The sequence below is a fragment of the Paenibacillus sp. UNC499MF genome, from assembly GCF_900107975.1.
Lineage (GTDB): Bacteria > Bacillota > Bacilli > Paenibacillales > NBRC-103111 > Paenibacillus_F.
The window spans coordinates 1-11,402 of record NZ_FNVF01000027.1 but is presented as its reverse complement, the minus strand read 5'-3'; the positions used below and the strand labels follow the sequence as shown (position 1 = coordinate 11,402).

Here is an 11,402-nt window from a genome sequence, read left to right as displayed (position 1 = left end):
CTCCGTGCGGATCGTCAACGAAGTGGACAACGTCAACCGTATTGTCTACGACGTAACGTCGAAACCGCCAGCAACGATCGAGTGGGAATAGTATAGATGGAATCAATGTAGTCCAACGCTCGCAAGCCTTGATACATAAGGGTTTCGGGCGTTGGAAATATTGAGTCCCAGTCTACACCTGCAACAATAGAGTGCAAAAATTACTCTCTTTTATCTGCGTTGTTTAGCAAATAGAAGGGAGTATTTTTTATGACCAAGATCAAAGAACTAATTGAGGATTTTAAGCTAAACCAAGAAATTTTGGGCAGGGAAAAGAAGTACGTTGACCTTTGTATGTTTCGTTTGTATAGGTGGGAAAGGTTTACGGTTAAAGAGTTAGGTGTAACAGAGGCTGAGGGAGTGACTCAGCTTCATATCAAGAAATATATACAGGAACGTCAGCGTGTCGGGAAAGAAGTCAACAGTACGATTAACAACAACATAGCCACGTTAAAGGTGTTTTTCCAATACTTAGTGAACGAAGAGTTTATCGATGTGCAGAGCAACCCCATGCGGAGAATTAAGAACCTCAAAGAAGAAAAGACAGTCATTGTCACGTTCAATGATGATGAGGTGTCGCGGATAATCAACGACCTCAAAGAAGAGACGTATTCCAATGTTCGGGACAAGCTCATTCTTATTATGCTCTTTGACACTGGTATAAGGGTTTCTGAGCTATGCAACATCAAGAATGATGATATAGCGCGGCGGCATATTCTGATTCACGGTAAAGGCTCTAAACAACGTCTAGTGTACATTAGCAATATTATGCGGAAGTACATGAGGAAGTACGAAGCTTTAAGGCAGGAAAGATTCAAAAAAAGGTTACGGGATGAAATCGAGGATTATTACTTCCTAGACCAATCGGCTGTACGGTTATCCCGATCCCGCATTAACAAGATTCTAAAAGAGCATTGCACTAATGCTGGCGTGAGAAAGGAAGTCAGATGCTCCCCACATGATTGTCGCCATTACTTTGCTCAAAAGCAATTAAGAAATGGCATTGACATATACAGCCTTAGCAGGCTGTTGGGGCATTTTGATACTCAAATTACTTCGAAATATTTAAGAGGGCTAGAACAGGAAGATATTCTTCAGATCGGAAGGCTACATAGTCCGTTGAATAAAGTGAAAATATCTCAGGACTAAGCTTCTCTTATATTCTGACAACGCATTAAGAATATGCCTCATACACGACCCCAGAGCCAGCGTAAGCCTGTCTAGGTGCGTCTAGGGGTTTCCTATAATTCAATCACAAGAAAGCAGTACAGGGCAAAATTAGGCGCTATAGAGCGTGGGAAGAATAGTGTCTATAAATTCTTCGAACAGTAGTAAGCGTTTATCATGTTAGATCACCCATTTTTAGTTGTAAAATGGTTATAATAAGCGTGTTACCTATGATTCTAGAAGAGTCTAAATATTGATTTGAACAACAGTATACTACTGTAAGGTGGAATGACTAGTGATCGATTTCCATGAGGATGACGAACAGGGGACGCTTGATAGAGAACTGGAAGTGGATGTATACGAAAGAGCGTATGGCGATCTGTACTTAAATAAAGTCAAGGAATTAAAGCAAGTGATAACCACTCATAATACAGGTAATAGCGTCTTTAATGTTTTTAGCCTTGAAGCAGGACTAGGAAAGAGTCTACAGACGCTGAAAGTAGTTGATGAGAATCTTGATGAGTGGGAAAATCCTCTTTCGTTCTTAATTGTAAAACGCTTCAAAACCGACATAGAACATAGCGAAAAGTACCTAGAGAGGCATAACCATTCACTACGTACGAATGTTTTAGGTATAACATCTGATAACTGGGGAGAATGGCAGTTAAGGCTAGACGAACTTAAAGATATTCGTGTCTTAATTATCAGTCATCAACGCTATATTAACCTCTGTCTTGATGATGTAGTCAGAGAAGCATTTATGGAGAACAGGGATGTGCTTGTCATTGACGAAAGAGTCAATTTCCCTATCTATACTTTCTCAAAAAAAACTTATGATGAAGTTCGTTCTCTACTCCATACAAGTATTCAGCCTGAGTATGATAAAGTTTGCCAAAAACTTACTACAGAACTTCAAAAACAGGAAATCGAGAAGAACAAGAATAAAGTTGTGCGTTGTGAACCAAAGATTCACCCTACAACACTGGAAAATTTCAAGAAAACTATGGAAGTAAACATTGAGAATGAAAAGGATAAAAAAACCAAGAATACTTTGAAACACTTCATGGCGGGACTTGACCAGTGGTACAACACAAAATGTGTTTACAATGGAGGTAATATCTCGACTTTTAATCGCAAACATAAGTTATGGGGGCTAGACAACAACATCATTCTTGACGCAAGTGCAGGAATTGATGGGGTTTACCAACTGGGCAGTTTCAATCTCATTGGGCAGGAGAGAATTGTTGACCACAGAAACTCGAGATTCACCATCGTGGACTTTAATTCAAGTAAAAGTAACATTTACTTAAATCATAGTAAGTTTTATCCCGAAATTTGCGACAAGATTAAAGCAAATCATAAATCGGATAGTAAGACTTTAATTATTTGCCATAAGGACAACCACAAAGCCATATTAGAACAGCTTTACAAAGCTGAAATTACTAAGATAGGCGTTGGTGATGAATACAGCGGTGAAAATTTTGCAATCAATTGGTTTGGGAATCTAATTGGAAAAAACGAATACTCTGATTTCACTCAATGTTGGATTATTGGAACACCTAATATTTCATATGAGCAGTATCTTATACAATACATGATGTACAAGCAATCAGATCTGGGGAGGAAGTCAACAGGAATTTTGCATGGTAGATTCATGAATAATGAATTTAGGGCGGTTCAGACAGGGTACATTGCGTCGGAGATTTATCAAAGTATTAAACGTATTCAACGCAATGAATTTCCGAGCGGAGAGTTTTTCATAGTTAATAGTGACCAAGAAATTGTAAGTAGTGTATTAAGTCAAATCAAAGGTACACATAACAGAGAAACCATCAAAATGGATTTCCAACAGAAAAAAGGAGCGAAAAAGAAAGGCGACAATGTTGACAGATTTGTAGATTACATAAATCAATTACCGAGAGGGATATATTCAAAGAAAGAAATATTCGAAGCAATTAATGTTACAACTAACTTTAACAGGATTTTGATTGATGCAAGGGTAAAATCTTTATTGCCAATGAGTGAAAATGGAGTTGGTCTTGAAGTTATTAAAGTCCATAACAAACATATAGAGAAGCTGACTGATCCGTTGGATTTGCAAGATGAATAGAAGTGAAAGTTCGTGTATAAGTTAGAGCAAATCGACCACTCTATCAAGTAATCGTTTCTATTTATTATATAGAGATAGTGATGACTTGATCGAAAATACTAGATATATCAAGGGAATTAAGGAACGGTTAGCAAAAAAGTTACGGCATACTTTCAGGCTAAATGGCGTTATGTGTCGGTTACAGAACAGCAAGTAACAGAAGTGGGGGTGCTGAACCAACTCCATTCATTGTGTCGCTACGCTCCACGAATGAATGGACCTACCGCACCACCCCCACACCCCCTCACGGTCTGGGGTAATATCCCTTAGTTCCTTACGATTAATCAACGGTATTAGAGAACAAATTGTTGGTAAATAGTGTTGCATGTTTCTTCGTATCGTAAAATATCTTACAGTACTCTGTGATTTGAAGTGTATTCCCTCGTTCTGAGAAGTAACATCGCATAATGACTGTAAACTCCCCCCCTCCGCTGTAAGATCCAAAAGAAAAAGCCCTTATGGGCTATAAATTACGTAGTGCATTAAGTTGTTCTTGGTGGCTGGGGTCGATGTAGATGGCAGTTGTCTGGATGTTCTCATGCCTAGCCAATCGTCTAATAATTTCTATGGATGCACCCGAATTGGCAAGGTTCTTGCAGAATGAATGTCTGAACCGATGCGGGGTTATTTTATCCATTCTGGCGAGATTCGCATACTTGTTCAACATGACCTGTATGCCTCGAGACGTAAGCTTCCCTGTGCGCTCTGAGACAAACAGATAGGGGGAATGGACATATCGGTCATCTGTCAACAATTGACGCTGTTTGAGCCAATTACGGAGGTTTCTGCTGTGCTTACCGATCAGCGTCACAGTTGCGTATTTTCCCTTCTTTCCTTCTCTAATCGTGAGAGTAACATCCCCATTCACCTTTACATCCTCTACTTTCAATTCTTCAATCTCTGCAACACGTAAGCCTGAGTAAAGCATAACGTCAATGATGGCTAGATTGCGAAGACGCTTAAAGTCATTCTTCTCTAAGTCTACATAACTGATGAACCTGTCTTGTTCTTTTTTGGAGATCCACTTAGATACTCCTGTCTCTCCGATCTGTTCAGAGGACTGAACTTTCTGTATCTTAATTCGAGTCATTGGATTATCAGAAACTACACCACTGTCAACAAGGTAAGCGAAGTATGTCTTTAAGGTTGCTGTAGCTTTGTTGATTGTCGCTTGTTTACGGTTCAACGAGTGCTTTAAATATCCAATGTACTCTTTTATGTCGATGGGCTTAATGTCAGACAACATCTTTTCATCGTATGTACCTCTAACCCATTCATGGAACTGACCAACTATGGTTTTGTAAGCGGAAATTGTCTTTACGTCTTTGCCCTCATCTATGAGCCAATCCAAGAAACTGTTGAGTTGCTCCATTATAATTCCCCCAGATGTAGAAAGTGTTCTGCGAAGTAGTCTACAGAGACTTCAAAAGTATTCTGCGAATAGAATACCACTAACTTGCCGTAAATACAATGCAGAATATTAATTCTACGAATAATTTTACAATTGAAACAAATCAACAGTTTCTTCGTATAATTAGTATGATTAGAACACCTAACACTAGAGAGGTGGTCAGCGATGACTTCAAAAAATGTTGAGAAAAAGAAAGAGCCACTAGGAGGTATCGCTGTTGCCATTTCTATGATATTAGTAGCACTATTTTTATTTTTTAACCCATCATATTTAGGAATTGTTATAGTCACAAATACTGTAAGTACAGTGTTAATGGTTATTGGGATAATTGGATTAAGTATTGAAATTAACAAAATAATAGGTGAGAAGCCACTAGGTTTTGATGATGCTGGATTAGGTTTCGCATTTTTGGTTTTTTGGGTAATAATTTACCACTATTTTGATGGTGTTATTATCAACTGGATACTTTTGTTGTTCTTATTCTTTGGACTATATGGGAGTGTTTTAGGCATTGCGAAAATAATCAACTTTGTTTCGTTTGAAGTGCATAATACAAAGCAAAAATGGTTAAGATTTGCTGTTTTTATAATACAAGTCCTTGGATTTGGCGCTACTATTCTACAATACTTAACATCGTTTAAACTCATGTAGAGAGCATTCATTTCGAATGTTACGCATATTGACGGGTTTGAAAATAGCTAGAGCAAGAGGAAGAAAAAGTGGAAGACCTGTTAGTGATCAGAAGAAGCTTGAGCAAGCATTGAAATTGTTATGATGCTCAGAACCATACTGTAAAAGAGACTGAGGAATTGACCAGTATTAAAAGGGCGACGTTATATCGAGCCATTAGAAAAGAAGCACTAGTAAAGAAAGTGTAGGATGGTAGTTTATCAAAATATCTCCGGCATCCATTTAAGGTGGATGCTTTTATTTTTTAGACTTATATGCCGAAATCCATATTATGGTATGATCTATTTATGATAAGAACAATCCTGACATAGGAGAAGATGTAATTTATGATGACTATTTCAAGGAAAGAATAAATAATACATTCACTGAGGTAGGCAGAAATTCGTTAATCTCTGAATTAGATGAGTTTACTCATAAAGTTAGAATAATAGATAAACTATTAGAAGCTTATTCAGATAAACTTGGGATAAAACAGGGCATTACTGATGAAATCATAAATAATGAATTAAATAGGATAAAGAAAGATATTTAAAGCTTAACAGTTTTAAAGGGGTTACATGGGGGCGATCTTTGGTGGTTAGCATTAACCAGCTTATTGATGCAATAATTTTTGTGCTTAGAGACGAAAAGGCATATGATTTGCCAAGTATTTGTTATAAGTATGGATTAGAATTTGGGGATGAGTCTGAAGCATTTCAAAGTAGAAGGATGTATTTGCAAAAAAGATTAAAGGGAAAAGAGTTATTATTTCTTATTGATTTGGCTAAAAGAGTTGTAGATGATTATGGAGCAAAAGCATCCCAACTTTTAAAATTATTACAACATGTAAACTCAATATTTACAGTTAGTGAAGTAACTAGAAGAAATATATTAGACGAATTGTATTCAAGGGGAAAAATCACAGGTAAGTACGATTTGATTGAATTTTTGAATAGGATTTGGAACTTAGAACAGATGCCTTCAAGTGACTCACGCTTCAAGACTGCTTCGGGAGATATTTGGCAACATATGATAAATAATTCCGACTGGGATGAAGTATACTTATTCGAAAGATATTTAGAACTTGTTACTTCGGCTGACGAAACATTTATCAAATTTCTGGAACAAGTAGTGCATCCTTTAATTAGGGAACAGGATGAGCAAGATGATTATATTAATTTTATAAATAAGCATCTTTCTAATGATGGTTATAAGCTATTTCTAGCAGATAATATATCTGGTTACCCAGTGTATAAGGTGATGAAATTAGAAGTCGGTGTTAAGGGCAAAGTGAAAAATTTAATATTTGCCGCAATTGGTCATAAGCCAGAAATCATATTTAGTGATTCCATAAATAATGATATTAAAATAATCAAACACGAAGAAAATTGTCTCGTCTATGATTGTTCCATACTTCATACTGGCTTGCTATGGAATGATCTTATTACATGGTGGGCTGATATTCAAAATATTGAGAATATTGACCAAACAACGGAAATTTCTTTATATAAGAGACTATATAGTTCTTTAGATTCATTACCAGAGAAGATATTGTTTAAATGGTATTTCAAATTTTTTAGGGAGATGTTTGATACAAACTTTCCTGCACTTATTCCACAGGTTTATCTGCACTATGATCCTTATACGATTAAGCAAAGGACAAACGAAACATATTTGCCAAGACAGAGAATGGATTTCTTATTATTGTTCTCGAATAAACAAAGGATTGTCCTTGAAGTAGACGGGAAGCAACATTATTCGGATGGGGATATTTCAAGTCCTAAAAAATACGCAGAGATGGCTAAAGCGGATAGGGACTTGAAACTTAATGGATACGAAGTTTACAGATTTGGTGGTATCGAATTGAATAATGAAACAGAAAGCCCACCATTAATAAAAGACTTTTTTGTAAAGTTATTTAACAAACATGGAATTAAGAGAATCTGAATGGCATCATAGTAACCCAGGTGAATGATATGTAGTAACTGTTACAGGATTCTTCATAAGAAATAGTTTATTAGTGTTGAGCCGCTAGTAAGGTCAGGCAAAAAAATCTATGAAATAGGTGACTTAAATGGATTTTTCTATAGAATACAATGCGGAGAGAATTTACCATCCAAAGACCAAAGAATATTTTAATGAGGTAATCAGTTCCTATAATAATGGCAGTTATCGATCGGCAGTAGTAATGCTCTACTCTGTGGTAATATGTGATTTAGTATACAAAATTACTGATTTAAAAGATTTATACAATGATACTATAGCCACTTCAATTATTATTGAAATTGAAACAATGCAACAACAAAACCCACGATCACCAGATTGGGAAACAAGACTTGTAGAGATGATACATGAAAGGACTTCTTTGATTGATAATGTTGATAAGCAATATATTGATAATTTAAAGTCACATCGTCATCTTTCAGCACATCCCGTTATTAACGAAAATTACATTTTGTTCAAGCCCAATAAAGAAACCGTTAGAGCGCATATAAGAAACATACTTGAAAGTGTTTTAACAAAGGCGCCATTGCTATCCAAAAGTATTACAATCGAATTTCTTTTGGAATTAGCCAGAGTAAGTCAAGTAATGTTAGATGATCAACATTTAAAAAGGTATTTAGAAGCTAAGTTTTTACAGCATTTTGTTAGAGACGTTGAGAATAAAGTTTTTCGTGATATTTGGAAGTTTGTCTTTAAACTAGAAAATGCTGATTGTGAAACAAATAGAGAGATTAATTATCGTGCATTAAAAATTATTTTTGAGAGGAATCATAGATACTTGTTGGATTTAATAAACCAAGAAAAAAATTATTATAGTGATATAAGTTTAGGAACTCCCACAACTTACTTATTAAAGTTCCTCGCAGAATTTCCAATGGTGTATACAACCTTAAATGATGCTTGTAAAGCTATTATAGAAACGACGGTAAATAGTGATCTCGATTTATTGATAACATCATGGTTTATGAGTGATAATTTGGAATCTCATATACAAGAACTTGCGAATAAATTAAGAGAGGATGAAGATTGTTACGTAGATGAATCTGAAATAAAGAAATTACTGGAAATAGCATCAACGGATGGACTGCAAAGTAAAGTTTATGATTTGATGATAATTATCTTTGGAAAAAGTCCTAATTTCGATCAGTCGGACTATAGATATTTACATTATATAAAACCATACTTGGAAAACTATACAGAGGATAATTTTCATAACTTACTACAGGCAATTAACTCCAATAGCCAAATTTATTGGAGAAGGAGTATCCGTGAACAAAATAGAGAAGTAAAGCAATATAGTGATAGAGTCTTGGGAGTAGCATTCGATTACGATCAGTTTTTCCATTTCACAACAAATCTTTAACTTAGGTAAATTTAGGTACATCCATGATAAGGGATCTTGAAAAGTATGGGTGTTTTTCGTAGGAAACTGGCACAGGGGGATGTATTTTATGGATTATTCGATTTCTATTGGGATTGAAACATATGGCAACTTAAATAAAACTTTGTATGCAGAAAATGATGCTATAAGATTCGATAATATCATGAAGAATGTTTTTAATGTTAAAGAAAGTATTCTTTTAATTGGCAATGAAGCCTCCTATATGAATACCCAAAACAAGTACAATAAATGTATTGAAAAACTTACCGAGGATGATAGACTGTTTTTTTTCTTTGCGGGACATGGGAAAAATTATTTTGGCTCTCCATATATTTCATCATGGGATTCAAATAATGACGATATAGGAAAGACATGGCATAACTTGGTAGAGTTTTTATCGCAATTTAATGAAAGTTCTTGTAAAAGAGCAATCTTTTTAATTGATGCTTGTGAAAGTACTATAAATTTTGGCTTAAGGAATGGGGAAATCAATGAGTTTTCACCGACTGATATATCACACCTAACAAATGTTGAATATACATATGTATTTTCTTCTGCTTCGCATAAGGAAAAAGCCAGTGTAAATGAGGAAACCAAGCATGGAATATGGAGTACGTTCCTTTTTGAAGCTTTGGAAGGCAATAATCCAAAGGCACTAGTAAATAAAAGACTAACTAATATTTCTATGCAGAACTTTCTGAGTGTGAATGTGGAAGAGTATTGTAAAACGCAAGGACACAAACAAAAATCTTTTACTTGGGGCATATGCCAACGTGAATTCTTAATCAGTGATTATTCAATCAAAAATGATCTTGATTCAAAAGAAATAAAGACAAGTATAAAAGAAATGTATTTTGGAATTATTGATGCTGACAATGAATTAAAAAATGACAGAGTTAAGTTCGAGAAAAATTTCTATAATCTTAACGATGTTGCTGAATCAATACAAAACGATAAAAACATCCAACTTGTGCTAGGAAAAAAAGGCACGGGGAAAACATATATTGGAAAATATATTGAGGAAATAAATAAAGACCAAGTTACTTATATTAATTTTGAGAAGTTTAACTACACTAGCTTTAATGCTTTGAAAGATGCAAAAGCAATAGGCTATGAAAGATACCAACTCGTTTGGGAGTGGGTACTACTATCATTTGTAGTTGAATTATTAAGTTCGAACGAGAATAACATCGAATTAAAGGAATTGTACGAAGAAATTTTTTATGGAAAAATGACACTAGATAAAGTACTTAATAAAAGATTAAAAAAAGGTGTATCGATATCAGAAAAATATAAAAATTACATAAAAAAAACAAGTAATGTGTTTTCTATAGACGATTTAGTAGAATTATATAAAGTTTTATTGGAAAGAAGCCAGATACAAGACTTTTCTTATTTAATATTAGATGGACTAGACGAAAAAATAAATGAAGCTACTAATTACAAGGAAATATTAAATAGCTTATTATGGACAGTAAAACACTTAAATGATGTATTTTATGAAAATGAACTGGACTTCAAAATTGTTATTTTCTTAAGAAATGATGTATACGAAATGATAAGTGGAGCAAATTTAGGTAAAATTCATTTTGGAAGTACTAAGACACTTACTTGGATAAATGATTCTATAAACAAATATGATTATCCACTTGCAGACTTTATCCAAAAACGTATAAATAATTTTATTATTGGTAAAGGTGGACAGCCATCAGAATTAGCATTAGCCAATATTCTTCCAGAAAAAGTTAAAGAGATGGATTCGTGGGAATGGCTATTAAACTTTACTACGTACAAACCAAGGGATATCATTGCCTTTTTTAATTCCGCCCGTGAACTATGCAAAAATAATGAGAAGAGAATGACAGAGCAAATCCTCAGGGATGCAACGAAAGATTATTCTAAATACCTAAAGCAAGAGTTTGAAGATGAATTGTATGGTTTTCTTAATGATGAGCAAAAATTAGATGTATTCAATAACATCTTACCAAAAATGAAAATGAATTGGGTTAATTTCGTAACAATTAGAGGTTATATAAATCAAACAGAACATTGTACACAGAGCGTAATCGATAATTCAGAACTGATTAACTTATTATATTCTGTCGGAGTAATTGGGACTATGAGTTCTGAGAACTTCGAAAATTGGAGTTATAGGGGTAAACGAACTAAACTAAACCCTAATGAAATACCTTTATTAAAATACAAAGTTCATCAAGGATTATGGAAGGTTTTATCTATTTGGTAGAAAACTCCTAGACCTTAATTTAATAAAAGCTATCGCCCCTTTTGATCTTAATGCTGATCGACGAAGACGTTCTTCCGTTTTAACTTGTTGAATCAAATCACTGTTGTAATGACTAGATTTACCCGCTACAATTGATATACAAAAACAACGCAATAACTGAATAGTAATTTACTCTATTGAAGTACACAGTAGGTATCCGTGCAGTCACTTCCATCGATGGTATGACGGCCGACTGGGCGCGTATTCCTTGGGATGTCCTGGAGAAAATCTCCGTGCGGATCGTCAACGAAGTGGACAACGTCAACCGTATTGTCTACGACGTAACGTCGAAACCGCC

At 34.9% G+C, this 11,402-nt stretch carries 8 protein-coding genes and 1 pseudogene; 8 read left to right on the top strand and 1 reads right to left on the bottom strand.

What is annotated here, in order from left to right; genetic code table 11:
• The 3 genes from C4S74_RS25955 to C4S74_RS25945 all read left to right on the top strand — a co-directional run.
• A partial coding sequence (locus C4S74_RS25955) for a hypothetical protein (RefSeq protein WP_146065533.1) occupies positions 1-91 on the top strand: 91 nt, incomplete at its 5' end.
• Between the two features lie 158 nt (positions 92-249).
• Positions 250-1,188, top strand: coding sequence for a tyrosine-type recombinase/integrase (locus C4S74_RS25950; protein ID WP_103998170.1), 939 nt, complete (start codon positions 250-252; stop codon positions 1,186-1,188).
• 313 nt (positions 1,189-1,501) lie between these two features.
• Positions 1,502-3,316, top strand: coding sequence for a hypothetical protein (locus C4S74_RS25945; protein WP_103998169.1), 1,815 nt, complete (start codon positions 1,502-1,504; stop codon positions 3,314-3,316).
• A 502-nt stretch (positions 3,317-3,818) separates the two neighbouring features.
• On the opposite strand, the gene C4S74_RS25940 is transcribed toward C4S74_RS25945, so the two are convergent.
• Positions 3,819-4,727: a tyrosine-type recombinase/integrase gene (locus C4S74_RS25940; protein WP_103998168.1), complete on the bottom strand. Its 909-nt coding sequence runs from the start codon at positions 4,725-4,727 to the stop codon at positions 3,819-3,821.
• Positions 4,728-4,931: 204 nt separating this feature from the next.
• On the opposite strand from C4S74_RS25940, the gene C4S74_RS25935 reads away from it, so the two are divergent.
• The 5 genes and pseudogenes from C4S74_RS25935 to C4S74_RS25915 form a co-directional block, all read left to right on the top strand.
• Positions 4,932-5,417 carry a hypothetical protein gene (locus tag C4S74_RS25935; protein ID WP_103998167.1) on the top strand — a complete coding sequence of 162 codons (486 nt, stop codon included), beginning with the start codon at positions 4,932-4,934 and terminating at the stop codon, positions 5,415-5,417.
• Between the two features lie 612 nt (positions 5,418-6,029).
• Positions 6,030-7,382, top strand: coding sequence for a hypothetical protein (locus C4S74_RS25930; protein ID WP_103998171.1), 1,353 nt, complete (start codon positions 6,030-6,032; stop codon positions 7,380-7,382).
• A 127-nt stretch (positions 7,383-7,509) separates the two neighbouring features.
• Positions 7,510-8,802, top strand: coding sequence for a hypothetical protein (locus tag C4S74_RS25925; protein ID WP_103998166.1), 1,293 nt, complete (start codon positions 7,510-7,512; stop codon positions 8,800-8,802).
• A gap of 88 nt (positions 8,803-8,890) precedes the next feature.
• Positions 8,891-11,065: a P-loop ATPase, Sll1717 family gene (locus C4S74_RS25920; RefSeq protein ID WP_181024548.1), complete on the top strand. Its 2,175-nt coding sequence runs from the start codon at positions 8,891-8,893 to the stop codon at positions 11,063-11,065.
• 182 nt (positions 11,066-11,247) lie between these two features.
• Positions 11,248-11,402: pseudogene (locus C4S74_RS25915) on the top strand (GMP synthase (glutamine-hydrolyzing)); the annotation flags it as partial.

What these genes read in the sequence shown, in the direction of transcription:
- C4S74_RS25950 (WP_103998170.1), top strand. Translation starts at nt 250, where the DNA reads ATGACCAAGATCAAAGAACTAATTGAGGATTTTAAGCTAAACCAAGAA.
- C4S74_RS25940 (WP_103998168.1), bottom strand. Translation starts at nt 4,727, where the DNA reads ATGGAGCAACTCAACAGTTTCTTGGATTGGCTCATAGATGAGGGCAAA.
- C4S74_RS25935 (WP_103998167.1), top strand. Translation starts at nt 4,932, where the DNA reads ATGACTTCAAAAAATGTTGAGAAAAAGAAAGAGCCACTAGGAGGTATC.
- C4S74_RS25925 (WP_103998166.1), top strand. Translation starts at nt 7,510, where the DNA reads ATGGATTTTTCTATAGAATACAATGCGGAGAGAATTTACCATCCAAAG.
- C4S74_RS25920 (WP_181024548.1), top strand. Translation starts at nt 8,891, where the DNA reads ATGGATTATTCGATTTCTATTGGGATTGAAACATATGGCAACTTAAAT.